Annotated in this window: 25 protein-coding genes and 1 riboswitch; of the genes, 13 read left to right on the forward strand and 12 right to left on the reverse strand. The window is 68.9% G+C overall.

All coding sequences use genetic code 11. The annotated features are described in order from the left end of the window. Window positions 1-81 precede the first annotated feature (81 nt). Window positions 82-708 (reverse strand): class F sortase, encoded by a 627-nt coding sequence (locus OG199_RS13710; protein WP_405829695.1) that lies wholly within the window; start codon window positions 706-708, stop codon window positions 82-84. Continuing rightward, the gene (locus tag OG199_RS13715) at window positions 705-1073 is read right to left on the reverse strand and encodes a sortase-dependent protein (protein ID WP_401800013.1); all 369 of its coding nucleotides are present in this window, start codon (window positions 1071-1073) and stop codon (window positions 705-707) included. The genes OG199_RS13710 and OG199_RS13715 overlap by 4 nt, the downstream gene beginning before the upstream one ends. A 506-nt stretch (window positions 1074-1579) precedes the next feature. Here OG199_RS13715 and OG199_RS13720 point away from each other — a divergent pair. Beyond that, a complete protein-coding gene (locus OG199_RS13720; RefSeq protein WP_405834534.1) occupies window positions 1580-2557 on the forward strand; it encodes a 5'-nucleotidase in 978 nt (325 codons plus the stop codon). A gap of 75 nt (window positions 2558-2632) precedes the next feature. Here the strand turns inward: OG199_RS13720 and OG199_RS13725 are convergent, their stop codons facing one another. Beyond that, window positions 2633-3814: a spermidine/putrescine ABC transporter substrate-binding protein gene (locus OG199_RS13725; RefSeq protein WP_405834535.1), complete on the reverse strand. Its 1182-nt coding sequence runs from the start codon at window positions 3812-3814 to the stop codon at window positions 2633-2635. A 612-nt stretch (window positions 3815-4426) separates the two neighbouring features. Further along, a complete protein-coding gene (locus tag OG199_RS13730) occupies window positions 4427-5866 on the reverse strand; it encodes a gamma-aminobutyraldehyde dehydrogenase (protein ID WP_266701745.1) in 1440 nt (479 codons plus the stop codon). 165 nt (window positions 5867-6031) lie between these two features. Between OG199_RS13730 and OG199_RS13735 the strand changes: the two genes are divergently transcribed. The 7 genes from OG199_RS13735 to OG199_RS13765 all read left to right on the forward strand — a co-directional run bounded on the left by OG199_RS13735 (window position 6032) and on the right by OG199_RS13765 (window position 12649). Further along, a complete protein-coding gene (locus OG199_RS13735) occupies window positions 6032-6550 on the forward strand; it encodes an Lrp/AsnC family transcriptional regulator (protein ID WP_148010704.1) in 519 nt (172 codons plus the stop codon). Continuing rightward, window positions 6535-7914 carry an aspartate aminotransferase family protein gene (locus OG199_RS13740; protein ID WP_356809262.1) on the forward strand — a complete coding sequence of 460 codons (1380 nt, stop codon included), beginning with the start codon at window positions 6535-6537 and terminating at the stop codon, window positions 7912-7914. The genes OG199_RS13735 and OG199_RS13740 overlap by 16 nt, the downstream gene beginning before the upstream one ends. Before the next feature lie 186 nt (window positions 7915-8100). Continuing rightward, window positions 8101-8838, forward strand: a complete 738-nt coding sequence (locus OG199_RS13745; RefSeq protein ID WP_266701740.1) for an ABC transporter ATP-binding protein — start codon at window positions 8101-8103, stop codon at window positions 8836-8838. Then, a complete protein-coding gene (locus OG199_RS13750) occupies window positions 8820-10085 on the forward strand; it encodes a hypothetical protein (RefSeq protein ID WP_405829698.1) in 1266 nt (421 codons plus the stop codon). Before OG199_RS13745 ends, OG199_RS13750 begins: the two co-directional genes overlap by 19 nt. Window positions 10086-10190: 105 nt before the next feature. Further along, window positions 10191-10598, forward strand: a complete 408-nt coding sequence (locus OG199_RS13755) for a VOC family protein (RefSeq protein ID WP_356808873.1) — start codon at window positions 10191-10193, stop codon at window positions 10596-10598. 102 nt (window positions 10599-10700) lie between these two features. Beyond that, window positions 10701-11816, forward strand: coding sequence for an LOG family protein (locus OG199_RS13760; RefSeq protein ID WP_405829700.1), 1116 nt, complete (start codon window positions 10701-10703; stop codon window positions 11814-11816). A 149-nt stretch (window positions 11817-11965) separates the two neighbouring features. Beyond that, window positions 11966-12649 (forward strand): LAETG motif-containing sortase-dependent surface protein, encoded by a 684-nt coding sequence (locus OG199_RS13765; RefSeq protein ID WP_356808871.1) that lies wholly within the window; start codon window positions 11966-11968, stop codon window positions 12647-12649. 254 nt (window positions 12650-12903) lie between these two features. On the opposite strand, the gene OG199_RS13770 is transcribed toward OG199_RS13765, so the two are convergent. The 4 genes from OG199_RS13770 to rlmN all read right to left on the reverse strand — a co-directional run bounded on the left by OG199_RS13770 (window position 12904) and on the right by rlmN (window position 18110). Further along, window positions 12904-14019 carry an ABC transporter ATP-binding protein gene (locus OG199_RS13770; RefSeq protein WP_405829702.1) on the reverse strand — a complete coding sequence of 372 codons (1116 nt, stop codon included), beginning with the start codon at window positions 14017-14019 and terminating at the stop codon, window positions 12904-12906. Continuing rightward, window positions 14019-15698, reverse strand: coding sequence for an ABC transporter permease (locus OG199_RS13775; protein ID WP_405834537.1), 1680 nt, complete (start codon window positions 15696-15698; stop codon window positions 14019-14021). The genes OG199_RS13770 and OG199_RS13775 overlap by 1 nt, the downstream gene beginning before the upstream one ends. Next, window positions 15674-16768, reverse strand: coding sequence for a thiamine ABC transporter substrate binding subunit (locus tag OG199_RS13780; RefSeq protein WP_405829704.1), 1095 nt, complete (start codon window positions 16766-16768; stop codon window positions 15674-15676). Before OG199_RS13780 ends, OG199_RS13775 begins: the two co-directional genes overlap by 25 nt. A gap of 77 nt (window positions 16769-16845) precedes the next feature. Continuing rightward, window positions 16846-16964: riboswitch (TPP riboswitch) on the reverse strand. A gap of 39 nt (window positions 16965-17003) precedes the next feature. Then, on the reverse strand, window positions 17004-18110 hold the full coding sequence (gene rlmN / locus OG199_RS13785) for a 23S rRNA (adenine(2503)-C(2))-methyltransferase RlmN (protein ID WP_405829706.1): 1107 nt from the start codon (window positions 18108-18110) through the stop codon (window positions 17004-17006). Between the two features lie 207 nt (window positions 18111-18317). Between rlmN and OG199_RS13790 the strand changes: the two genes are divergently transcribed. The 3 genes from OG199_RS13790 to OG199_RS13800 all read left to right on the forward strand — a co-directional run bounded on the left by OG199_RS13790 (window position 18318) and on the right by OG199_RS13800 (window position 21311). After that, window positions 18318-19076: a DUF6928 family protein gene (locus OG199_RS13790; protein WP_405829708.1), complete on the forward strand. Its 759-nt coding sequence runs from the start codon at window positions 18318-18320 to the stop codon at window positions 19074-19076. Between the two features lie 248 nt (window positions 19077-19324). Then, window positions 19325-19675 carry a hypothetical protein gene (locus OG199_RS13795; RefSeq protein ID WP_402179928.1) on the forward strand — a complete coding sequence of 117 codons (351 nt, stop codon included), beginning with the start codon at window positions 19325-19327 and terminating at the stop codon, window positions 19673-19675. A gap of 1165 nt (window positions 19676-20840) precedes the next feature. After that, entirely contained in the window at window positions 20841-21311 is a 471-nt protein-coding gene (locus OG199_RS13800) for an SMI1/KNR4 family protein (protein ID WP_405829710.1), read from the forward strand. A gap of 225 nt (window positions 21312-21536) precedes the next feature. Here OG199_RS13800 and OG199_RS13805 read toward each other — a convergent pair whose 3' ends face one another. Next, a complete protein-coding gene (locus OG199_RS13805) occupies window positions 21537-21935 on the reverse strand; it encodes a hypothetical protein (protein ID WP_405829712.1) in 399 nt (132 codons plus the stop codon). A 228-nt stretch (window positions 21936-22163) separates the two neighbouring features. Continuing rightward, entirely contained in the window at window positions 22164-22478 is a 315-nt protein-coding gene (locus OG199_RS13810; RefSeq protein ID WP_405829713.1) for a hypothetical protein, read from the reverse strand. A 447-nt stretch (window positions 22479-22925) separates the two neighbouring features. Here OG199_RS13810 and OG199_RS13815 point away from each other — a divergent pair, with 447 nt between their 5' ends. Together OG199_RS13815 and OG199_RS13820 are read left to right on the forward strand one after the other, a co-directional pair. Further along, window positions 22926-24206, forward strand: coding sequence for a hypothetical protein (locus tag OG199_RS13815; RefSeq protein ID WP_405829715.1), 1281 nt, complete (start codon window positions 22926-22928; stop codon window positions 24204-24206). Between the two features lie 402 nt (window positions 24207-24608). Then, window positions 24609-25187, forward strand: a complete 579-nt coding sequence (locus OG199_RS13820; protein WP_405829717.1) for an HD domain-containing protein — start codon at window positions 24609-24611, stop codon at window positions 25185-25187. On the opposite strand, the gene OG199_RS13825 is transcribed toward OG199_RS13820, so the two are convergent. Next, window positions 25166-25336, reverse strand: coding sequence for an e9imm peptide (locus tag OG199_RS13825; protein ID WP_405829719.1), 171 nt, complete (start codon window positions 25334-25336; stop codon window positions 25166-25168). The two genes, OG199_RS13820 and OG199_RS13825, sit on opposite strands and share 22 nt — an antisense overlap. 71 nt (window positions 25337-25407) lie before the next feature. Continuing rightward, a complete protein-coding gene (locus tag OG199_RS13830) occupies window positions 25408-25878 on the reverse strand; it encodes an NUDIX domain-containing protein (protein ID WP_356017725.1) in 471 nt (156 codons plus the stop codon). Between the last annotated feature and the right edge of the window lie 15 nt (window positions 25879-25893).

Raw genomic sequence — 25893 nt, forward strand, 5'->3', positions numbered from 1 at the left:
CCGGGCCGTCGGCACAAGGTCCAGCGGCCCGGGATCCTGGCGGCGGAGGGGCAGGGGCGGCGGCCCGTGGGACCGCGCGGGTCAGCGGCTCGCGGAGCTCAGCGTGGCGAACACGATCACGTTGTCGAGGTATCCGTCACCGGTGCGCCGGCCGCCGCAGGTGATGAGCCGCAGCTCCGGACGGTCCACGTCCCCGTAGACCGCGTCCGCCGGGAACTCCGCCTTGGCGACCGTGCGTACGGAGTCGACGGTGAACACCGCCGTCGTGCCGTTCTCCAGACGCGCCTCGACACGGTCGCCCCGGCGCAGCCGGCCGAGGTGCCGGAAGACCCCGTCCCCGTAGGCGCCGACCGTGACGTGACCGAGGATCACCGACGGACCGGTCTGACCCGGCGTCGGCGAGAACTGGTACCAGCCCGCCCGGTCGTGTGCCGTGACCGGGGGCACCTCCACACCGCCGCCCGGGGTCAGCCCCAGCCGGATGAGCGGGGTGTCGACCTCGATGGCCGGGATCCGCAGCCTGACCGGGGCCGAACGCCGCAGGGCACGCGCCGCGTTCGCGGAGTGCCGTGACGGCGGTGGCGTGGACGGTGGCGTGGTTCCCCGGCGCGGGGTCGTCGTGGTCCGGTTCGCCGGGTGGCCACCGCAGCTCACGAGCAGCGAGGCCAGCGCGGCGGTGGCGAAGGCGCGCCTGGAGGGTGAGGTCATGCCCCGGTCGCCCGCCGGCGGCGTACGAGGAGGACCGCCGCGCCTCCGCCGACGAGCACCGCGGCGGCGCCCCCGCCGATCAGCGTGCCCTGCGATCCGGACCCCGTGGACGTCGGCGCCACACCGGTGTCGGGCGCGCCGTTCGGTACGACGGCGACCTGGCCCGGGGTCGACGCCCGGCTCGGTACGGGGCTCGGGGCCCGGGTGCTGCCGCCCGGCGCCCGGCTGGGTTCGGCGCTGGGGGCCGGGGCGGTGGTGGCGCTGGGGCGGGCGCTCGGGCTCGCCCCGTCGGCGAACGCGGACACCGTGCCCACCGGCACGGCCAGGCACGCGAGGGCCACGGCGCTCAGGACTGTTCGGCGCATGAATCGCTCTCTTTCCTCGGACCGCCCACCCGGTCACCCGGGGGGCTGTGTGGTGGATCGAGCGGAGAGACGAGACAGCGGCGGACCGGGTTGTAAAGAACGGGCAAAGGCGCCGACGCCGGGGTGCGGACGGCCCCGAAGGCTCCGATCCGACCGCGGGACCGTGGTCGTGGCGAGCCGGGCCCGGCCGGGCCCGTGGCCCGGCGCACCTGCCCTCGAAGCGTCGGTCGGTGCCACACTGAGCCCCCGGGGGAAAGGGGTGGGCATGGGATTCGCCTTCCGTGTCGGTGGGCCTGGACCGAGCGTGCGAGTCTCCGCACCGGTCGTCGCCGGACCGGCACGCGCCGCACCACGCGGACCCGGTCGGTCGCCCCTTCGGTCCCCCCTTCGATCGCCTCTTCGATCGCCCCGCCGGAGCGGGCGCGCCGCCGGGCCGAAGGGGCACGGACCGAAAGCGCACGAGAAGACGCCCCCGCATATCCTTCCGGCACGTAAGGGAATTCGTCATGCCGCCCTATAGCCTCGAAAACCGGCTGGTCATCGGAATAGCCTCGAGCGCACTCTTCGACCTCGCGGAGTCCGACGGGGTATTCCGGAAGGAAGGCGAGAAGGGTTATCGCACCTATCAGCGAGCCCATCTCGACGACACCCTGCGACCCGGTGTCGCCTTCTCTTTCATTCGCCGCATCCTGTCGCTGAACGACCTGAATCCGGAGGACGACCCTCTGGTCGAAGTGATCATCCTGTCCCGCAACGACCCCGATACGGGGCTTCGCGTCATGCGGTCCATAAAGTCGCATGGCCTGCCGATAAGCCGCGCCATATTCATGCAGGGCCGGGCACCGTACAAGTTCGTACGGGCTCTGCACATGTCACTGTTCCTGTCCGCGGACGAGAACGACGTCCGGGAGGCCGTGGCCGCGGGGCTGCCCGCCGGCCGGGTCCTCGGCTCCGCCGTCGCCGACGATCCGGAGGACAGGGATCTGCGGATCGCCTTCGACTTCGACGGCGTTCTCGCCGGCGATGAATCGGAACGTGTTTTCCGGCAGGACGGCATAGAGAGATTCCGCGCCCACGAGACCATGAACGTGGCCACCCCTCACGACGCGGGCCCCCTGCGGGACTTCCTGCGCGAGATCAACAAGCTGCAGCGAAGAGAAGAAGAACGCCGCAGGGAGAGCGAGGACTACACGATCCGCGTTCACGTGTCCATCGTCACCGCACGCAACGCGCCGGCACATGAGCGCGCCGTAATGAGTTTGAACAAATGGGGAGTGACCGTCAATGACGCCTTCTTCCTCGGCGGCATCGACAAGAGTTCGATCATGGATGTGCTGAGGCCCCACATCTTCTTCGACGACCAGGAGATCCACCTGGAAGGAACGTCCCAGACGACCCCGAGCGTCCACATTCCCTTCGGGGTCGTCAACCAGGGGCAGAGCACCGGCACGTCCGGCACCGATACGTCCGCGCAGGTCCCCTGAACCGATGCGCCGCCGCGCCCTGTTCGGTGAGGGCCGGCCCGGATGCGAAGGACGGCCGGTGGACACCGGCCGGCGTCACAGGCCCGCGATCGCGTTCCAGCGCTTCGCGAACTCCGTGCGTTCGGTGGACGTGATGTCGCGGGCGATGGCGAGCCGCTTGCGCATGGTGGCGTTGGGGAAGATCAGCGGGTTCTCGGCGAGGGCGGCGGTGTCCTTGTCGCCGGAGGAGGCGAGGACGTCCTGGGCGGCCGGGACCGGGCAGACGTAGTTGACCCAGGAGGCCAGTTCCGCGGCCACCTCCGGCTGGTAGTAGTAGTCGACGAGCTTCTCCGCGTTGGCCTTGTGGTGCGCCAGGTTGGGGATCATCAGCGAGTCGGACCACAGTTCGGCGCCCTCCTCGGGGACGACGAAGCGGATGTCCGGGTTGTCGGCCTGGAGCTGGATCACGTCGCCCGAGTACGCCTGGCAGGCCAGTACGTCCCCGCTGACCAGGTCCTTGGTGTAGTCGTTGCCGGTGAAGCGCCGGATCTGGCCGCTGTGGACGTGCCTCTCGACCTGGTCGCAGATCCGGTGGAAGTCGTCGGCGGTCCACCGGGTGATGTCGACACCGTTGCCCTGCATGAGCAGCGCGAACGCCTCGTCCAGACCGGAGAGCAGGGTGACCCGGCCCTTCAGGTCGCCGGCCCACAGGTCGGAGACGTGCCTGATCTCGCGGCCGACCTTGCGGCGGTTGTACGCGATGCCGGTGATCCCCGACTGCCACGGCACGGTGGACCTGCGACCGGGGTCGAAGGCGGGTGAACTCAGCAGCGGGTCCAGGTACTTGGCGACGTTCGACTGCTCGGCCCGGTTCATCCGCTGGACCCAGCCGAGGTGGACGAAGCGCGCGCACATCCAGTCGCTGATGACGATGAGGTCGCGGCCCGTCTGCTGGTGGTTCATCAGGGACGGGCTGATCTTGCCGAAGAACTCGTCGTTGTCGTTGATCTCCTCGATGTAGTCGACGGAGATCCCGGTGCGCTTCTCGAAGGCGTCCAGCGTGGGCCGCTTCGTGTGGTCCTTGTCGTCGGTGTCGATGTAGAGCGGCCAGTTCGCCCAGGTCAGCCGTTTGTCGCGGGCGGAGAGGTCGACTCCGGCACGGTCACCGGGCGACACGTACGCGGCGGGCACCCCGCATCCCGCCAGGGCGCCGAGCGCCGCACCCCCGCCCAGGGCGCGCAGCAGGGACCGGCGGGACAGGGTCGGGGTCTTCCGCATCACGGGCACGCGGGCAGCATCCCGTTCCCGGGAACGCCGCGACAATGGACGCTGCGTCGAGCACTGGCCCGCCGAACCGACACCCTGTCGATCAAGGCGCGCCGGACGGTCGCTCCGTACGGTGTCGTTCCGGCACCGGCCGCCGGGACGGGGGCTGTGGCCGTGACGCAGGCCCACGATCCGTGCGGCGGCGTCGAGTTCGCGTACGACGGCTTCGCGACCGCCACCCTCCGCGGCTTCGCGACCGCCGCCCTCCGCGCACTCCGAGGCGGTGGGACCGTACGGTGCCGGGTACGCCGCCCCGCGCTCCCGGCACAGCGCGGCAGCCCGGGTCCCGGAGAGCTCGTCGTGCCGCTCGACCACCAGCACACGCATACCGTCCAGTATGCCGCGCCGCCGTTCCCCCGGGGCGAGCCCTTCGCCCCGTACACCCCTGCTCCCCCGCGCACGCCGCTCACGACCGCCGACCGCCAACCGGCAATCGGCACCGAGCGCCGCGCACCGCGCGTCTCCGCGCCGGCACGGAGGAAAAGGAAACGCCGCGGCCCCGGACGGATCACACCGTCCGGGGCCGCGCGCCGACCGCCCGGGGCCCTGCCCCGGCGCCCGGGGCTACGCCTCCAGCGACGTCATCACGTGCTTGATCCGGGTGTAGTCCTCGAAGCCGTACCCCGACAGGTCCTTGCCGTAGCCCGACTTCTTGAAGCCGCCGTGCGGCATCTCGGCGACCAGCGGGATGTGGGTGTTGATCCACACGCAGCCGAAGTCGAGGGCCTTGGACAGCCGCATCGCCCGGCCGTGGTCCTTCGTCCAGACGGAGGACGCGAGGGCGTAGTCCACGCCGTTCGCCCACTCGATGGCCTGGGCCTCGTCGGTGAAGGACTGGACGGTGATGACCGGTCCGAAGACCTCGTTCTGGATGATCTCGTCGTCCTGCTTCAGGCCCGAGACGACGGTCGGTGCGTAGAAGAAGCCCTTCTCGCCGACGCGGTGGCCGCCGGCCTCCACCTTCGCGTGGGCGGGCAGCCGCTCGATGAACCCGGTCACCTGCTGGAGCTGGTTGGGGTTGTTCAGCGGGCCGTAGAGCACGTCCTCGTCGTCCGGCTGACCGGTCTTGGTCTCGGCCGCGGCCTTGGCGAGCGCGGCCACGAACTCGTCGTGGATGCCCTCCTGGACCAGGACACGGGTGGCGGCCGTGCAGTCCTGGCCGGCGTTGAAGAAGCCCGCGACCGAGATGTCCTCCACGGCCTTGGTGATGTCGGTGTCCGCGAAGACCACGACCGGGGCCTTGCCGCCGAGCTCCAGGTGGACCCGCTTCAGGTCCCTGGACGCCGACTCGGCGACCGACATGCCCGCGCGCACCGAGCCGGTGATCGAGGCCATCGCCGGGGTCGGGTGCTCGACCATCGCGCGGCCGGTGTCGCGGTCGCCGCAGATGACGTTGAAGACGCCCTTGGGGAGGATGCCGCCGATGATGTCGGCGATCAGGACGGTGGAGGCGGGGGTGGTGTCCGAGGGCTTGAGGACGACCGTGTTGCCCGCCGCGAGGGCCGGCGCGAACTTCCACACCGCCATCATCATCGGGTAGTTCCACGGCGCGACCTGCGCGCAGACGCCGACCGGCTCACGGCGGACGATGGAGGTCATGCCCTCCATGTACTCGCCGGCCGAGCGGCCCTCGAGCATCCGCGCCGCGCCCGCGAAGAAGCGGATCTGGTCGACCATGGGCGGGATTTCCTCGGACCGGGTCAGTCCGATCGGCTTGCCGGTGTTCTCCACCTCGGCCGCGATGAGGTCCTCGGCCCGCTCCTCGAACGCGTCCGCGATCTTCAGGAGGGCCTTCTGGCGCTCGGCGGGGGTCTGGTCGCGCCAGGCCGGGAAGGCCGCCGCGGCGGCCGCCATCGCGGCGTCCACGTCCGCCTGACCGGACAGCGGCGCGGTCGCGTACGCCTCGCCGGTCGCGGGGTTGACGACCTCGGTGGTCCGCCCGTCGGCGGCGTCCCGGAACTCACCGTCGATGTAATTGCGCAGACGACGCAGCTCGGTGCTCACTGCCGGCCCTCCAAGTTCGGGTGTCCAATCACTGAGACACCCACACTAATCCGTGCCTCCACGTTTTCAACACCCCCGGCGACCCCTCGACTGCGAAATCCGCAAGCAACGTCCCCGCAAACAACGAATTTCATCGCTACAGCCTTGCGGAACCGTCGAGACGTCGTGCACAGTGAGGTCGTGGCCAGTCGAAGCGCAGACCCCAGGGACTCCACCCGCGAGTCCAGGAACGGCAGTCCCCAGCTGGACTCCGTGTCCCTCGCCATCATCGAGCAGCTCCAGCAGGACGGACGCCGCCCGTACGCCGCCATAGGCAAGGCCGTGGGCCTGTCCGAGGCGGCCGTGCGCCAGCGCGTGCAGAAGCTGCTCGACCAGGGCGTGATGCAGATCGTCGCCGTCACGGACCCGCTCACCGTGGGCTTCCGCCGGCAGGCGATGGTCGGCGTCAACGTCGAGGGCGACCTCGACCCGGTGGCCGAAGCGCTGACCGCCATGCCGGAAGTCGAGTACGTGGTGATGACCGCGGGCTCGTTCGACATCCTCGCCGAGGTCGTCTGCGAGGACGACGACCACCTGCTGGACGTCATCAACAAACGCATCCGGGCGCTGCCCGCCGTGCGCTCCACCGAGAGCTTCGTCTACCTGAAGCTCAAGAAACAGACCTACATGTGGGGAACCCGATAGCCGTGAGCAAGGACCTCAGCCGAACCGCGTACGACCACCTGTGGATGCACTTCACCCGCATGTCCTCGTACGAGAACGCGCCCGTTCCCACCATCGTCCGTGGTGAGGGCACCTACATCTACGACGACAAGGGCAAGCGCTACCTCGACGGTCTCGCGGGTCTGTTCGTGGTCCAGGCGGGCCACGGCCGCACCGAACTCGCGGAGACGGCGTTCAAGCAGGCGCAGGAGCTGGCCTTCTTCCCGGTGTGGTCCTACGCCCACCCCAAGGCCATCGAGCTCGCCGAGCGCCTCGCCGACTACGCGCCGGGCGACCTGAACAAGGTCTTCTTCACCACCGGCGGCGGCGAGGCCGTCGAGACCGCGTGGAAGCTCGCCAAGCAGTACTTCAAGCTCCAGGGCAAGCCGACCAAGTACAAGGTCATCTCGCGTGCGGTCGCCTACCACGGCACCCCGCAGGGCGCCCTGTCGATCACCGGCCTGCCGGCCCTGAAGGCCCCCTTCGAGCCGCTGGTCCCCGGTGCCCACAAGGTCCCGAACACCAACATCTACCGCGCCCCGCTCTTCGGCGACGACCCCGAGGCCTACGGCCGCTGGGCCGCCGACCAGATCGAGCAGGAGATCCTCTTCGAGGGCCCGGAGACCGTCGCCGCGGTCTTCCTGGAGCCGGTGCAGAACGCCGGCGGCTGCTTCCCGCCGCCGCCCGGCTACTTCCAGCGGGTGCGCGAGATCTGCGACCAGTACGACGTGCTGCTGGTGTCGGACGAGGTCATCTGCGCCTTCGGCCGCCTCGGCACGATGTTCGGCTGCGACAAGTTCGGCTACGTACCGGACATGATCACCTGCGCCAAGGGCATGACCTCGGGCTACTCCCCGATCGGCGCGTGCATCGTCTCCGACCGGATCGCCGAGCCGTTCTACCAGGGCGACAACACCTTCCTGCACGGCTACACCTTCGGCGGCCACCCGGTCTCCGCCGCGGTGGGTCTCGCCAACCTCGACCTGTTCGAGCGCGAGGGTCTCAACCAGCACGTGCTCGACAACGAGGCCAACTTCCTGCAGACCCTGCAGAAGCTGCACGACCTGCCGATCGTCGGCGACGTCCGCGGCAACGGCTTCTTCTACGGCATCGAGCTCGTGAAGGACAAGGCCACCAAGGAGACCTTCACGGACGAGGAGTCGGAGCGCGTGCTCTACGGCTTCGTCTCCAAGAAGCTCTTCGAGTACGGCCTCTACTGCCGCGCCGACGACCGGGGCGACCCGGTGATCCAGCTGTCGCCGCCGCTGATCTCCGACCAGTCGACCTTCGACGAGATCGAGGGGATCGTCCGTCAGGTGCTGACGGAGGCGTGGGCGAAGCTCTGATTCCGCCCGGCTGATCCACAACGGCCCCGGGGCGCCCGTTCGAGTGAGAATGGGCGCCCCGGGGCCGCGTGCTGTCCGGCCTCCCGCCCCCGACTCCCTAGCGTGCCCAGTGACCGATCGGCCCTGCCTTCGTTCCCCCGTCCGGGGGATTGGCAGCGCAAATCAGATCTGAACGAGGTGTACGCGATGGTGGCCCCGCCGGACAACGACGTGCTCTGGGCACGCGCCCTGCACGTCAAGCACAACGGCTCGCCCGCGCTCAGCGGTGTCTCGCTCGGCGTCCGCGAGGGCGAGATCCTCGCCGTCGGAGGCCCGCGCGGCAGCGGCAAGACCACACTGCTCCAGTGCCTGTCCGGGCAGCTCCTGCCGCAGCAGGGTGAGGTCTGGTTCAACAGCGTGCCCGTGCACACCATGGGCGCACTGGCCCGTGAGCGCCTGCGCCGCGACCGCTTCGGCTGGATCGACCCCGTGCCCGTCCTCGTGCCCGAGCTGAACTCCTGGGAGAACGCGGCGCTGCCCCTGATGCTGCGCGGTTCCGGCCGCCGGGCCGCGAAGACCGCCGCCCTGGAGTGGCTCGAACGCCTGGACATCGGCGACTGCGCCCGCAAGCGGCCGCACGCCCTGCTCCAGGCCGAGCGGCAGCGCGTCGCCATCGCCCGCGCGCTCGTGCCCGCCCCCCAGGTGCTCTTCGCCGACGAGCCGACCGCCCCGCTGCACCGCGCCGACCGCGCCCACGTGCTGCGCACCCTCACCACCGCCGCCCGCTCGCACGGCATCACGGTGGTCCTCGCCACGCACGACGCGGACACCGCGGCCCTCGCCGACCGCGCCATCACGCTGCTCGACGGACGGCGTGTGAACACCGTCCACCTGCCCCCGGTCACCGAGACGGAAGGCCGGGCCGCGTGCTCGCTCTCCGTCTAGCCCGCGGGACACATCCCCTGGTCCAGCTGCGCAGGCTGCTGGTCGCCGCCGCGTCGGCGGGCACCGGCTTCCTGCTGCTGAGCGCGCTGGGATACGCCATGGCGCATCCCGACGCCTCGACCGGCTCGGTGCTCCGGCTGCTGTGGTGCCTCGCGCCCGTCGCCGCCAGCGTCCATCTCGCGGTCGCGGTCGCCCGTACGGATCCGGGGACCCGGCCCCGCCCCGGGCTCGCGGCGGTCGGACTCGGACCCGGGCGTCTGATGGCCGTCTCGGCGGTGACCACCGCCCTGTCGACCACGCTGGGCTCGATGCTCGCGCTGCTCGTCTTCCTGCACCTGCGCGGCGATCTGACGGGCATGCCCTTCGACGGCTCCGCGACGGACTTCCTCGCCGCGGACCAGCCACTGCCGCTGCCCGCGGCCCTGACCCTGCTGCTCCTGGTGCCGCTCGCCGCGTCCCTCGCCAGCGCGGTCGCACTGCGCCCGCGCAGCGTCGGCCGCGGCCGGGCGGGCCGGCCGCGGGCCACCGTCGTGGGAGCCCCCGGCACGTCCGGGGACTCCGCTCCCGTGACGGCCGGGTCCGCCCCGGACGCCGACCACCCGGAACTCCCGCCGGACCCGCAGCCGCTCGCGCCTCCGCTGCCCGCGCCCGCCGGACTGCCCTGGGGCACCGCCGTCATCGCGGCGGGGCTCGCCGTGGAGTCGTACGCGAGCCGTTCCGGAGCGGCACCCGGTTCCGACCTGACGAGCCGGTTCGCGGGCAGCCCCGCCGGGGTGCTGGGCGGCTGGGCCCTCACCGCGGTGGGACTGGCCCTGGCCGGACCCGCGATCACCCACCTGTGCGGATGGCTGCTCCAGGCCGTGCGCCCCGGCGCCCTGCGCCTGCTCGCCGGGCGCGGTCTCCAGGGGGAGGCCCGGCGCATCGGGCGCCCGCTGGGAGTGGTGTGCGCGGTGGCGTCGGGCGCGTACGCCGTGGCGACCGTGTACGCGGGAGCGCGGCCCTCGATCGGGCCGCTCAGCACGCTCGGAGCGCTGCTCGTGGCCGGGTGCGCCGTCGCGACGCTGTTCACGGCGGCGCTGGAGACCAAGCAGGTGCGTGCCGACACCACGGCGGCGCTGCTGCGGCTGGGGGCGCCCGCCTCGGTGCTGCGCAGCGCGGCGCTGCTGCGCGCGGGCGTACTGCTCGCCGTGTTCGGCCCGCTGACCTGGCTGGTCGCGGAGCTGGCCGCGATGCCGCTGGCCCGCTGAACAGAGGTACGAAACGTCGTCGCCACGACCGATGAGTTCCGCGCGGACGGACGGTCCACCTCTCCGTACGGCACACGACTTCACCCCCACCGGGAGAGACCGCTCATGTACCAGCAGATGATCTTCGTGAACCTCGCCGTGAACGACGTCGACGCCTCGAAGAAGTTCTTCACCGAGCTCGGCTACACGATCAACCCGCAGTTCTCGACGGACGACTGCGCCTGCGTCGTCATCAGCGACACGATCGTCGCGATGCTGCTGAGCAAGCAGCGCTACGCGGACTTCACGAAGAAGGAGATCGCGGACCCGTCCCGGACCAGCGAGGTGCTGCTGTGTCTGAGCGCCGAGAGCCGCGAGAAGGTGGACGAGCTGTGCGACAAGGCCCTCTCGGCGGGCGGTTCGGGCACCCGGGAGGCCCAGGACCACGGCTACATGTACGGCCGCTCCTTCGACGACCCGGACGGCCACACCTGGGAGGTCATGTGGATGGACCCGGCGGCCGTCCAGGGCTGAGTGTCCCGGGCGCCCGGACCCGGCGGCCGTCGTGGCCTGATGCCCACGGCCGCCAACGCCCCGCCCCCGGCCCCGTTCTGGCCCACCCCCTAGCATGGCCGCGTGCAGCCACCTCCCTTCCACGCCGGGCACGACCGTGAGATCGAGTCCCTCGCCGAGTTCGACGAGGTCGTCTCCGAGCGCGGCTCGCTCACCCGGTTCCGCGTCCAGTCCGTGGATCTGACGGACCGTACGGACACCCTGCTCTCCCTGGACACCTCGGGCGCCGTCTTCCTCGGCTGCCCGATGGATCCCCGCGCCGCGGCCCGGGTGAGAGCCACGGGCGCGCTGGTCTTCCCGCCCATACCGGGGCTGCCCTTCGATCCGTACCGGGGACTGCTCCACTCCCCCGACGAGCTCTTCGAGTCCCTCGACGCCGGGTACGAGGCGACACCGGACGCCCGTACGTACGCCTGGTTCCAGCAGACCAAGGCCGACGGCGACGTCTTCGCGTCGATGCTCCGCTCGATCCACGACGACGCGGTGTCGGACGCCCTCGACGAACTCCTCCTCGGCACAAGGGTGGTCGGCGTCATGGGCGGCCACGCCATGGCGCGCGGCACCCGGGCGTACGAGGGCGCGGCGCTGCTCGGCCGCGAACTGGCGCGCTCCGGCCTCATGGTGGCCACCGGCGGCGGGCCGGGCGCGATGGAGGCCGCGAACCTCGGCGCGTACGCGGCCCCGTTCGACGACACGATGCTCACCGAGGCACTCCGGCTGCTCGCCGGGGCGCCGTCGTTCCGGCCCTCGGTCACCGACTGGGCGCGGGCCGCGTTCACGGTGCGGGAACGCTGGCCCGCCGGTGGCGCCTCGGTGGGCATCCCGACCTGGTTCTACGGTCACGAGCCGCCGAACCCGTTCGCCGCGCACATCGCCAAGTACTTCGCCAACGCGACCCGTGAGGACGGGCTGTTGGCCCGCTCGAACGCCGGCGTCGTCTTCCTGCCGGGTGCGGCCGGGACCGTACAGGAGATCTTCGACAACGCGACCCCGAACTACTACGAGTCGCGCGGGGAGCCCACCCCGATGGTGCTCGTGGACCGCGCGCACTGGACCGAGCGGCACCCCACCTGGCCCCTCCTCCAGTCCCTCGCCCGTGAGCGGTCGATGGAGTCCCGGATCGCTCTGGTGGACCGGATCGAGGACGCTCCGGAGGCTCTCAAACGCCTCGGTGGTTAACGACATGGCAAAGCCGACGGCACGGCAGGGCATATGCATTGACAGCACTTAGCTGGCACTTATAGACCTGTGTGGCCTAAGGGAGTCCTGTTGCCACAGCAGAACTCCCCTCAAACCCCCCGCAGTTGCGCAATCTGTGAAGGGCAATCGTGTCCATATCTCGCCGTACCGCACGTTCAGTGCGCATCCTCGGTGTTGCCTCCGCCACGGCCGCGCTCGCGCTCGGTGTCGCCGGCAACGCACTTGCTTGCAATATCCGTGACTTCTCGGCCGTCGCCTCGTGCGACGACAACGGGAAGGGCATCATCACCGTGACCGACAACGACGCCTCCGGCGTCGAGGCCACGGTCTCCGTCTTCCTCGAGACCAACGGCGCGGACGCCCGCCAGGTCGGCTCCGAGACGGTCAAGGGCACCCGCGAGGGCGCCACTGTCACCTTCTCCGAGGACTGGGCGCCCAACGCCACGTACCGTATCCACGTCACGGCCGGGAAGATCGTCAACGAGGACGTCACGCCCCAGCTGACCACGCCCTCCAAGGCGTGCAAGTCCGAGGAGACGCCCTCTCCGACGCCGAAGCCGTCGGAGACCTCCTCCTCGCCCGCCCCCTCGGAGTCGGCTTCCGCGACCCCGTCGGAGTCGGAGAGCAGCGCCGCGCCCGCGACGCCTGGAGACAACGCCCCGTCCCCCGCGGTCGGTGACTCCAACCTCGCCGAGACCGGTGCGAACTCCAACACCCCGATGATCGCCGGCATCGCCGGTGCCTTCGTGGTCGTCGGCGGCGGAGCGGTCTTCTTCGGTATGCGCCGCCGCGGCGCCTCGAAGACCGGCTGAACCGCACCACGCCTGTAGGACCGTGTGGCCCGTCCCCTCCCGGAGGGGGCGGGCCACACGTCTGTGCGGAGCACTGGTCGCAGACCGTCCACCACCCGAAGACGGCCCGCGAGGCCGGCGGGGGCCTCTTCCTGACAGTGGCCCGCAGGTCCGTACACGCCACGCCTCGGCCGCGTCACCGGCATCCCGATGGCGTGCGGCGCGGTCACGGTGCCGCACGGACGCCCCGCCCAGTGGTCGTGGTGGTCGGAGGTCTACCCGGCCGAGGCGTCCCCGAGCACGACGACCTCGGCCGCGTCGAAGGCCACCGCGACCTGGTCGCCGGGCGCGGGCGCCTCCCGCAGCGCGCACGCCGCCTCCAGCCGCGGCGCGCCCTCCGGCTGAAGGTGGACGGCGACGTGGGTGCCCCGGAAGGTGCGCGCGGTCACGGTGCAGGGCAGCCCGTCCTCGGCGGCGACCAGCCGTACGCCCGCGGGCCGCACGAGCAGCGTGCCGGGCCCCTGCGGGGTGCCGTCGGGTACCGGGAGCTTCCCCCACGGCGTGTCCGCCACCCGGCCTGTCACCGTCGCGTCGACGACGTTGTCGAAGCCGAGGAAGCGTGCCACGAACTCGTCCGCCGGATGCTGCCAGACCTCAAGGGGCGTACCGGACTGGGCGATTCGCCCGTCGCGCATCACCACGACCCGGTCGGCCAGCGCGAAGGCCTCGCCCTGGTCGTGCGTGACGGCGAGCACGGTCGTGCCCAACCGGCCGAAGAGCTCCCGGAGTTCGACGACCAGTCGTTCGCGCAGCGAGCGGTCGAGCTGGCCGAGCGGTTCGTCGAGCATCAGCAGCCGGGGGCGAGGGGCGAGGGCACGGGCCAGCGCGACCCGCTGCTGCTCGCCTCCGGACAGGGCCGCGACGGCCCGGGAGGCGGCGCCGGGCAGCCCGACGAGTTCCAGCAACTCACCGACGCGCACCGCCTGTTGTTGCTTCGACGCGCCGTGCATCCGGAGCCCGAAGGCGACGTTGCCGCCCACGTCGCGCTGCGGGAAGAGCTGATGGTCCTGGAACATCAGCCCGACGCCCCGGCGGTGCGCGGGCACCTCCGCCTGGTCGTGGCCGGCCAGGAGCACACGGCCCGCGTCGAGCGGCTGCAGTCCGGCCACCGCCCGCAGCAGCGTGGACTTGCCGCTGCCGCTCGGCCCGAGCACGCACACGATCTCGTGCTCGGCGACCTCCAGATCGACGGCGTCCAGCACGGGCCGGCCGCCGAAGCGCACGGTCGCGGCCTCGATGCCGAGCAGAACGTCCGACGCCGACGCGGACGCCGACGCCGCTGCCCCCGCCCCCGTCGCCCCAGCCGTCGCCTTCGTGACGAGCTTCGCCATCAGAACTCCCCCGTCCGGTCGGTCCGCACGCGCTCCAGCAGCAGCAGCGCCACCGCGCACACCACCATCAAGATCGTCGAAAGTGCCATCGCCTGCCCGTAGTTGAGGTCCCCGGCGCGCCCGAGCAGCCGCGCGACCGCGACCGGCAGCGTCGGGTTGTCGGGGCGCGCGATGAAGACGGTCGCCCCGAACTCACCGAGCGACACGGCGAAGGCGAACCCCGCCGCGATCAGCAGCGCCCGTCGCACCATCGGCAGATCGACCTCCCGCCACACCCGCCACGGCGAGGCCCCGAGCACCGACGCCGCCTCCCGCAGCCGTCCGTCCACGGCCCGCAGCACGGGCAGCATCGTCCGTACGACGAAGGGGACGCCCACCAGCGCCTGCGCGAGCGGCACCAGGATCCAGCTGCTCCTGAGGTCGAGGGGCGGCTCGTCCAGCGCGATCAGGAACCCGAAACCGACGGTCACGGCGGACACACCGAGCGGCAGCATCAGCAGTGCGTCGAAACCCCGTACGAGCCGACCGGCGCGGCCGGTGAGAGCGGCGGCCGCCAGACCTCCGATGACCACGGCGATCGCGGTGGCGGCGAGCGCGTACTCCAGCGAGTTGCCGATCGCCTCGATCGGGGCCACCAGGAAGATGCCGCCGTCGTCGGAGGCGAGCGCCCTGTAGTAGCCGAGTCCGAAGCCGCCGGGGGTGTCCAGGGATCGCTGGACCAGGACTCCGAGCGGCAGCACGAGCAGGACGGCGATGCTCGCGAGCACTCCCGTGAGCAGTGCCCACTGCCCGGCCCCGCGCGGCCGGCGGGCGGTCGTCTCCGGGGCCACCAGACGCAGGGCGGTCTCCCGGCGGCGTACGGTCGCGGCGTGGACGGCGAGGATCGCGCCGACGGCCACGAACTGGATGATCGTCAGCACCGCCGCCGTCGCGAGGTCGAAGATCTCCGAGGTCTGCCGGTAGATCTCGACCTCGAGGGTGGAGAAGGTCGGCCCGCCGAGGATCTGGACCACCCCGAACGAGGTGAAGGTGAAGAGAAAGACCATGAGCGCGGCGGCGGCGACGGCCGGGCTCAGGGCCGGCAGCGTCACCGTGCGCCAGGCCGCGAACCGGGAAGCGCCGAGCATGCGCGCGGCCTCCTCCTGGCGCGGGTCGAGCTGCGACCAGAGCCCGCCGACCGTGCGGACGACCACCGCGTAGTTGAAGAAGACGTGCGCGAGCAGGATCGCCCAGACGGTGGTGTCGAGCCGGACGCCCCACAGGCCGTCCAGGAGTCCCCCGCGGCCGATGAGCGCCAGGAACGCCGTGCCGACGACGACGGTGGGCAGTACGAACGGGACGGTCACCACCGCGCGCAGCACCTGCTTGCCCCGGAAGTCGAAGCGCGCGAAGACATACGCGCCGGGGAGCGCGATCAGCAGCGTGAGCGCTGTCGAGGCGAGCGCCTGCCAGGTGGTGAACCACAGCACGTGCCGGATGTCGGCCTGGCCGAGCACCTCGCCGATCCGTCCGAGCCGCCAGACCCCGTCGACCTCGAGACCGCGGGCCACGATCGCCGCGACGGGGTAGGCGAAGAAGACGGCGAAGAACACGACCGGCAGGGCCATGAGCCACAGCCGCGTCGCGCTCCCACGCCTCCTGGGCGCCGCCTCGGCTACTTCAGTACGAGCGAGGTCCACGACTTGACCCACTGGTCACGGTTCTTGGCGATCTCGGCGGGGGCCAGGGTCTCGGGGTGCGCGGCCTGCGGGCCGAACTTCACGAACACCTCGGGCACCTTCGCGGTCTCACGCACCGGGTACACGAACATGTTCAGCGGCATGTCCTCCTGGAACCTGAGGCTGATGAGGAAGTCGAGGAGCGCCTTGCCGCCCTTCGTGTTCTTCGCGTTGTCCAGCAGCCCCGCGTACTCGACCTGGCGGAAGCAGGTGCCGTTCGCGACCCCGGTCGGCGCGGTCTTCGGCTTCGGGTCGGCGTAGACCACCTCGGCGGGCGGCGAGGAGGCGTACGAGACGACCAGCGGCCGGTCGGCCTTGGCCTTCTTGCCGCCCGCGGAGCCCGAGAACTCGTCGTTGTAGGCCTGCTCCCAGCCGTCGACCACCTTCACGCCGTTGGCCTTGAGCTTCTTCCAGTAGCCCTGCCACCCGGCGTCCCCGTACTTCGCGGCGGTGCCGAGCAGGAAACCGAGGCCGGGCGAGGACGTGGACGCGTTCTCGGTGACGAGGAGGTTCCTGTACGCGGGCTTGATCAGGTCGTCGAAGGAGGTGGGCGGGGCCAGCTCGTGCTTGCTGAAGTAGGCCTTGTCGTAGTTGACGCAGATGTCGCCGGAGTCGATGGGCGTGACCCGGTGCTTCTCCTGGTCGACCCGGTAGCGCTGGACGATCTGGTCGGAGCCCTTGGGCTCGTACGGCTGGAACAGCCCGTTGTCGAGCGCCCGGGAGAGCAGGGTGTTGTCGACGCCGAAGAAGACGTCGCCCTGCGGGTTGTCCTTGGTCAGGATGGCCTTGTTGACGGCCTGGCCGGCGTCGCCGTCCTTGAGGATCCTGACCTTGTAACCCGACTCCTGCTCGAAGGCGTGCAGCACGCTCTTGGAGTAGGCGAAGGAGTCGTGGCTGACGAGGGTCACGGTCCTGGAGTCGGCGGCCTTGTCGCCGGAACCGGACGAGCCGCACGCGGACAGCGTGACGAGACCCAGTGCGACGACCAGGGCCGCGGTCGTCCGCCTCTTGGTGCTCACTTTGGTGCTCACTGGATTCCTCCTGGGGTGACCAGGAAGAGACGCGGCCCTGCCCGGGAACTCGGCGGTTCCCGGGCAGGGCGCAACAGCTTGAGTGATGCCCGAACTTCCTACCCAGAATGACCTGGGCGAGGTTCAGAGGGTCTGCGGCCCACCGGTGCTCCGGCTGCCGCACTCTCAGCGCTGTGGCGCTCCCCTGTCGGAATATGAAGATGTCGGAATATGAAAATGTACGTGCCGGGTCAGACTACCGCTCGGTCGCCGCGAGCTGGCCGCACGCCCCGTCGATCTCCTGGCCCCGGGTGTCCCGGACGGTGACCGGCACGCCGTGGGCCGCGATGGCCTCGACGAACGCCTTCTCGTCCTCGGGCCGCGAGGCGGTCCACTTCGAGCCCGGGGTCGGGTTCAGCGGGATGAGGTTGACGTGCACGGGCTTGCCCCTGAGCAGCCGCCCGAGCCGGTCACCGCGCCACGCCTGGTCGTTGATGTCCCGGATGAGGGCGTACTCGATGGAGAGCCGGCGCCCCGACTTGGCCGCGTACTCCCAGCCCGCGTCGAGCACCTCCCGCACCTTCCACCGTGTGTTCACGGGGACGAGGGTGTCGCGCAGCTCGTCGTCCGGCGCGTGCAGGGAGATGGCGAGGCGGCACTTGAAGCCCTCGTCGGAGAACCGGTGGATGGCCGGGACCAGTCCGACCGTCGACACGGTGATGCCGCGCTGGGAGAGTCCGACGCCGTCCGGCTCGGGGTCGGTGAGCGCGCGGATGGCGCCCACGACCCGCTTGTAGTTGGCGAGCGGCTCTCCCATACCCATGAAGACGATGTTGCTCAGCCGCGCCGGGCCCCCGGGGATCTCCCCGTCCCGCAGCGCCCGCATGCCGTCCACGATCTGGTGCACGATCTCGCCGGTCGACAGGTTCCGGTCGAGCCCGGCCTGGCCGGTGGCACAGAACGGGCAGTTCATCCCGCACCCCGCCTGGGAGCTGATGCACATGGTCACCCGGTCCGGGTAGCGCATCAGCACGGACTCGACGAGCGTGCCGTCGAAGAGCCGCCACAGGGTCTTGCGCGTGGTCTCCTGGTCGGTCGACAGATGCCGCACGACGGTCATCAGCTCGGGAAGCAGCGCTTCCTGGAGCTTGCCGCGCGCGGCGGCCGGGATGTCCGTCCACTCCGCGGGATCGTGCGCGAACCGCGCGAAGTAGTGCTGCGAGAGCTGCTTGGCGCGAAACGGCTTCTCCCCGATCGCGGCAACGGCCTCCTTACGCTCGGCGGGCGTGAGGTCGGCAAGGTGCCGCGGCGGCTTCTTGGCTCCGCGGGGGGCGACGAATGTGAGTTCTCCGGGCTTCGGCATAACCCTTCCAGTGTCGCAGATCAACTCGGGGAGCCCAGGCCAGAGCGGGGTGGGGGTGGTCACCCACGGGTGCCGCCTGTCAGCTTTGGTCGACCTCGCACGGCCCAGGGACGGCCCAGCACGGTCCTCGGTCGGACCCTCGTGGCGATGTCAGTGCCGGTGGCTATGGTGCGACGACCATCGAGCGCGACTCATCGGGGAGGGGCCATGGGAGCCAAAACGGGACTGCTCATCTACGCAAACGGCGAGGTGCCGGCCCTGCTGCGGCAGGCGGGGGCGGCGGACCTGGCGCGGACGTCCGAGATGATGCGGCGCCTTTACCCGGGCTGGGAGATCGAACAGCTCCCCGGCTCGACGCTGGGGGGCGGCGTGTACCCGCCGAAAGACACGGCGTACGCAGCGAGCCGACCGGGCGTGGAGATCGTCTGCGACCAACGGGTGATGATCGACTTCCCGTCCCAGCTTCCCGAGCACCTCGTCGCGGCGAGCGCCGGCCGACGGCTCGTCCTGCACGCCATGCACAGCGTCGTCGACTGGCTCGCGTTCGCGGTGTGGGAGGACGGGCGCCTGGTCCGCTCCCTGAGCCTGTCGCCGGACAGCGGCATCATCGAGAACCTCGGCGAACCGCTCCCCTTCGAGCTGCCCTACTGGGCCGGCGACCGCCCCGCGGACATCGCCCCCTGGCCCGACGAGGACGAAGAGCCGTACCCGCTGCCCTTCCACCCGTTGGACCTAGGCGAAGATGCCCTCCGCGCACTCTGCGGCTTCGTCCAGGAGGGCCGCCCCGAACCTGACGACATCAACGCATACGGCATCGACCTCCACGGATTCCACGTGCGGGACCCTCACGGGCCTGACCCTGCGGAGGAAGAAGCGAAGTTGAAAAAGATCATGGAAACCATGGGGTCGCCGCGCTTCTACACGCTGGGCCCCGATGGCTCGCTGATCGAGCGCGACGGCCTGTAGCCCACGACCGCTTCGTCCCGAAGCAGCGCGGGCCCGTGCTCAGCCTTGGCCCGGTGTGCTCCTCACCTGCGCTGACAGGCCGCAGACGCCGCGGTCCGTCGGCGTTGTCATGCGGTTGAACACTCGCGACTGCCGCTCCTCGCGTGCGCGAAACACCGGTGCGGGAGCACTGAAGGCTGCCTTACGATCCGTACTGCCTGCGTCGGCCGGCCCGCAGCACCAGCCCGTTGTGAAGGGGGCCACCCCCAGTGTGGGACGGAGCGTTCTACCGCGTCCGACGTGACGATTACGAGATCTGCTTCGTCCCCGACGCCGGGATGCCTCTTGACGAAATCGATGACGTCGACATGTGGGTGATCTTCAACAACGGGCACCGCTGGTCGGGGACGATCCACACCCTGGATGTCGTGCATCGCCTCATGGATCGTTGGCAGCAGACCGGCGAATGCCTTGGGGGCAGGTTCTTCTACACCTGGGATGGACTGATCGTCCGCGACAGAGGCATCGCCGGGATGGTCGATGTCGTCGACAACCTTGTTCGGAGCGGTGACTACAGAAACGTCTTCCGTGACGTCGGTCCAGAAGACACGGATGCCTGACCTCTTCGTGCCGAACTCTCCGCCGCGGGGTCGTCGAGGCATGAAGGCCCAGCTTTCCGGGTTCACACTGGCCGGTCTGGGCCTTTGCCGTGCCTTCGGGCTACTGGGCGCGGGTAGTTTCGAACCGCCGACATCCGCCTTGTAAGTTCGCTCCGCAACCGTCCGTGCTGCGGCCAGCGCCAAGAGCGTCGGTCGTCCCGGGTGGCTCAAGTCTGCTCAAGTTCGCTGTCGTTGATGTCAGACGTGGATGTCAGCTGAGTAGTTCAACTACCGTCGGCTGGGTCCTGCCAGTGCCAGGGCAGCCCCGGCGGCAGCCAGGGAGTACTGTCACTGCGCTCAAGCACTGGTGCCGCGCAGTCATCCGGCAAAGTACTACCGTCGATCACGGCCTCAAGCGTGAACTGGACATAGCGCAGGTACCCACGTACGTCGCGAATCTGGCGTTCGCGATGGATCTGGCCGATGCCTCGGTAGCCGACGTCGAAGCACAACCGCACAAGTGCCCTGTACCGATCGCGGACACGGTTGTCTCCTATGGAGAGGAGATCGGTCTGCATGCCCCGTCGGACCGAGGCAAGGGCCACTGCACATCGCTCACGAGCCCGCAAACTCAACCGCGGCTCGTCCTGTGCGAGGTCCGGCAGCGATGGCAGCCACGCGTAAAGTTCTGCGAGGTGGTCCAAGAGCCGCTGTGCAGCCTCCGCAGAGCGCTGCTGCATCCCTTGCTGACGTGCTAACGCGCTGTTGGCAGCTTCTTGAGATGCCGCGAGCTGGATTTGTGATTCGACAGTCCTCGCGGTTTGCCACCGCGCCACGTACACCGCGATGCCTCCGCCGGCCAACGTCCCTACAAGCGCACTGGCTGTTTGTCCCGCTAGATCCCCCCAGCTACCCATGCCTCCCATCTTGGCGGCCTGCGTTAGCTTCAAACCCTCACGTTGAGCCTCAAGAGCCCTTCGCCAGGGACAAGGGTGACAGAACGCAACGAGTGCCCTGAGCTTGGGAAGCTCGGGTTCTCCGAAGATGCTGCCTGCACTGACCTGCGGTGGACCTGGAGCGGGGCGGAGGCGATCGCCGACTTGCTCCCCGCTGTTCCCCGTGGTTCTCCGCAGGATCTGGCACACATCTGGCACGTCCGACTACTCCGGACTGAGAGCCTGAGCCGGTGACTGATGATGAGGTTGTCGAGGCGTTGCGGATCACAGCTCGGGCAGGGGCTCTGCCACCGCCCGCGACGGCGGAGGCTATCGCCGCGGCGGAAGAGGCCATCGGGTTCCCGTTGCCTCCTCTCCTACGGCGCTTGTACGTCGAAGTCGCCAACGGCGGATTCGGCCCGAACGAAGGCATCCTGGGAGTGAGCGGTGGGGCCGCGCAGGGCAACTTCATGGACATCGCCGAGCTGTACCAGGACGGCCCGGATCCGTCCGGCCGCATCCCGGCCGGCCTGGTCCTGATCTACGACTGGGGCTGCACCATCTGGTCCCTGGTCGACTTCCGCGATCCCGCGGGCGCCATGTGGGTCAACCACGAGGGCGAGCACTGGCCCCAGGGCATGAACCTCACTGAATGGCTGACGGGCACGCTGGCAGGGACCCTGACGGTAAAAACACTGCTGGAGGGTCAGCCCACTTCGTAGATCACGAGTCCCCTGCCCTGGGCCCATACTTCTCCTTCACGGTTGCGGGACTTGAACCCACAACCTCTTCGTCCCGAAGCAACTTGGGCGGGCTGCTGACCTTGGGCCACTGCTCGTCTGACCTGCTGCGCTGGTCCGTATGTGTCCTTGCGTGTCCGCCGCTGTCCGTCCGCGTTGTCACGCAGTTAGACACTCAACGCTGCGGCCCATGTCGGGTGCTGAGGCTCAGGTGGACTCATGCAGCGCAGCGAGTTCCTTCAGGTCGTTCGCGACCAGGAGCTGAGCAAGGCGCCCGGCGACGGCAACGACCTTTGGCCAAGAGGGCGACTGTAGATACTCCTCGTCCGTGTCGTTGGGCGCCTGGGCCGCTGCGGCGTTGAGCGCGATGCCCAACTCACGCATGAGAGTCACCTCTTCTTCAGTTCTCAGACTGACGCCGAGAAATCTCTCGGGCTCGCCGGCGTCGCAGAAGTCGTCAAAGAGCGTGTGGAAGACGTGGTCCAGGCTCTCGAACGCCGATGGGTCGAGCCAGACGTCCTGCTGCCAGGGTGGATTGGCCAGAGCCAGGACCGCGGGTACGACGTGGACTCGGTGGTTCGCTATGAGGCGGGCGTCTTCGCTCACGGCGCCGAGCCTATCGACGGCACCCTGAGGGCGTGACGGCATTTCCGGGAAGCCGCCTGGTGAGAAACACCCCATCTTGCCTGACGGCCACCCCTCGACGGAAACCAGTCTCATCCGGGAGCTGTGACCTGGCCGTTCACTGCCCTCGCTCGCACCTGATCTGTCACTGACTGTCGCCGTAGGTCACCGTCGAGCGCCCTCGCACGGCCCAGGGACGGCCCAGTGCGATCACTCAGGCCGGTCCCACTCATCCAACTTGATCTTCACTTGGTGGTTGTGATCTGTATGCCAGATGACCACGCCTGCGACCGCAGCGCCCAGGGCGGGCAGCTCCAGATCATGCGGCATGCTGCCGACCTCGGCCAGTCCCACGGCATCGGGCATCCCGTGAATCCGGATGAAGACACCGAACCGCTGGCGGCCGATGACCTCTCCACTGATGCGGGCGCCCTCAGGTAGCGCCGCGACGGTTGCTGTCCAGCTCTGTCGAACTGCCTCCGCCGCCGGCACTCCAGGACCCGCGGGCAATCTGAACTCATCCATGGCTAGAGCATGACTGTGTCGAGCGCCGCTTTGTAAGAGCGGGAGTACGGGGTGGCCCTGGTGTCCAGGTCACACGGGCTTTGGCGGCAGCCCAGGTGACCGACACATTTCGACTGCGTCGAACCGTCGCTGACCGTGGTTGACCGCACGATGTGGCACGACTGTGGCACGTTCCGAGCAACGGAGCGCCTAGAGGGCGCTCTATGGCTGCGCCCCCCTCTTGGCCTGTTCCTTCCACGGCCCCAGAACGGTCCGGGAGGGCGCTTGTACGATCAGACGGCGGCAACTCTCTATCGGAGAGAGGACGCCAGGCCGCCGGGTCCGTGCACGTGCCGCGTTCGGGTACGCCTCCGAGGAGCGCGGGATGACAGATTTTGCCGAGTTCTGCCACTGGCGGTCATGACGGAAGTAGAATCTTCTTCTTCACTGCGGCAGGGGGGCGCGGGTATGAGTGAGCATTGGCTGTACAGCTGGATCGACGAGTTTGAGGTCAAGAGCGGAGAACAGGCAAGCCACTTGCTCGCTCTTCCTGGGCCCGCCGAGAAGCTGCACGAAGCAGCCAAGAATATTCCCAAGTGGCACGCGGGTGATCCCCCGAAGGGGAGATCCATCGTGGCGGGTAGCACGATGGATTTTTCTGGGCGTATGAATTGCTCCCATGCCGAATGCCTTATGCGTCAGGTAGATCGCCTATTTGGCCGAGTCTGGCACTACTTCGACTCTGCGGTTGTCGAGGGACCACAAGCCGACTTCTATATCCGGTCACTAGAAAATAAACCCTCGCGCCAGGGCGTATTTTCGCTCAACTACTCCATTACCCAAGATGTCGACTTTTTGCTGCACTTGCGCCGATTGAATATCGCAGATCATCTAATCTTCCGGTCTAAGCCGCACGGTTTCTGTACGCGCCACATCGAACAGCATGCGGCTGAGGCGGGCATTTCGCATTTGATTGGCGAGGATGTCAGGGCTCAGATCGCTAAGCAGCTGAAGTCGGAATCGGAGATTTCGATTCGGCAGAGCTCTGGTGAGCGCTGGCGCTATAACGTAGTCCACCCCTCGTCGAGCGAACCGTTTACTGGCTCGTTCGTTTCGACAAAGAAGAGGGCAAAGAAGCCCACGAAGGCACAGATCGCAGAGATCGTGGTGAAGAGGTCGGTTGCATCTCTGATCTACGATGTTGCTACGAGCAAGTGGCTCTCCCTTCCACTGGCTGAAGAGTTCTCGTACTTGCAAGCATCGCAACAGGTGGCTAACGCGGCACGTGAGTCTGCCGTTGCCTTTCAGCTGCCGATGCCGATTATGCACGGAATGACTAGTGGGGATATTGTTAAAATGCGAGCCGATATGCGCCCGCATTTTGATAGGTTTCAGCACGCGCTGACGCTGGCAATTCGCGAACAGATCGAGCGAGACCCGGAGCGCGCCAATCCGGACATCGTCAAATCGGTCACTGAAGAGTTCATCCGACCGGCTTTCGCAGACATCGAAAGAAGCCTCTTGGAGGCCAAGCGCTCTTTTTCAGTGAAGGTCGGTGCATCGATGGCTGTCGGCAGCACCGTAGCTACTGTCGGTCTCCTGTCATCGGTGCCGTTGGTTATTGGCGCCGGGTTGGCTGCTGTGGGTGTAACGCTCGGCGGCCTACATAAACACGTAGACGACCGCAAGGACATTAAAACCTCTGATGTCTACTTTCTTTGGAAAGCTAGTAAAGGGCGACTTCCGTAAGGTCTTTCGCCAGGTCGGTGGAGCGGCTTTGGGCGGGAGCTGCTTTGGGGCGAGTGATCATGGCCCCTTAAGCTTCCGGCGAGTCGGGCAGTCTGTGGACCTGCCCGTTAAAGCACGACGTTGGGGCCATGATCTTAGAGGCTCGCCCCAAAGTGGCTGCCTAAAGCCGTGGAGCCGACCGCCCCAGCCACAGAGGGTGTCTCCCACTTCATGCCCGCAGCTCGTCAGCGCGCCGCCGGGCGCGGCCAGCCGGGGCGGAGACAGGAGGCAGGCCGCGCCGCTGAGGCGGCGCGCGCCCGCGCCGTGCGCGGGCCTTGATGAAGTAGGGAAAGTCTTACCGCGCTGCTGCCCCTCGGGGCTCGGGCTGTCGGCTGAGTAGTGATCTCCGCTACGGTGCGATTCATGCCCTCTGCATTGGACACGCCTCAAGGAGCGGCCGAGCTGGCCGAGTCTCTGTTGCCTCCGCTCGGGAACCGTTGGCTGCACACTCAGGCCGTAGCGGCTCGGGCCCGTGAGGTCTCCGCGGCCGTCCCAGAGGAAGAACGGGATCTCCTGGTGGCCGCAGCCTGGCTCCACGATCTCGGCTACGCCCCGGAGCTTCGTGACACCGGCTTCCACCCGATCGACGGTGCGCGGCACCTCGTGCGTCTCGGCGCTCCTGACCGGCTCGTACGCCTCGTCGCTCATCACTCCGGTGCCGTGTACGAGGCCGAGCAGCGTGGCCTCTCGGCTGAACTGGCTGTCTACGAGCGTGAGGACGCTCCGATCCTCGATGCCTTGATCTACGCGGACATGACGACCGGTCCCGCCGGCCAGTCCTTCGACTTCGACCGCCGTATCGAAGAGATCCTTGTCCGCTACGACGTCGGCAGCGAGGTGCACACCGCGATCAGCAACGCACGGCCCTACCTTGCGGCAGCCATCGAGCGGACCCAGGAACGGCTGGGGCGGACCGCGGCTCAGAGCACGAACGGCTCATAGGACAGAGCCCGATCGATGATCTTCTCGGCGGTGAGCTCCGGGTCGGCATCCCAGAAGATGTAGTCACTGACGTGCGGGCAGACGAGTCCGCGTTGCAGCCTGTCTATGGCGCCGTCCGCCTCGTCCTCGTCGGCAAAGTCGTCGGTCATGAGTCGTCGAACAAGACGGACGGCTTCCTCGCGGTCCATGCTGCGGGGCGTTGCCACGGTGCGCCGGCCCCCTATCCGATGTACGGCTCGGGCCGGTTCGCCAGGCCATGATCGATCCGCATCCGCATGGACGGGTGGATGTTCAGCTCGTCGAGCTTGCTCGGGTCCACGAACGCCACTTCTTTGCTCTCACTGCTGGTCCGGAGTTCACCACCGGTGATCCGGGCCGTGAAGCAGATCGAGAACTGTTGGCGGACCTCGCCGTCGTCGTAGGCCATGACGTGTCCGGGGTTCGTGTAGAGGCCGACCAGGCCGGTCACCTCGACGTCGAAGCCGGTCTCTTCCTTCGTCTCCCGCACCGCCGCGTCCGCGACCGCTTCGCCGACATCGACGCCCCCGCCGGGAAGGGCCCACAGGTCGTTGTCGGTCTTGTGGATGAGCAGCACCTCCCCGGCCTCGTTGCGCGCAACGGCGGTGACCGAGGGGACGATGCTGTTCGCCTTGGGAGCGTTGGGATCGTTGATGTAGTCGACGCGGGCCATGACTCCAGCCTCGCA

The organism is Streptomyces sp. NBC_01176, assembly GCF_045039825.1.
In the GTDB taxonomy this organism is placed as follows: Bacteria; Actinomycetota; Actinomycetes; order Streptomycetales; family Streptomycetaceae; genus Streptomyces.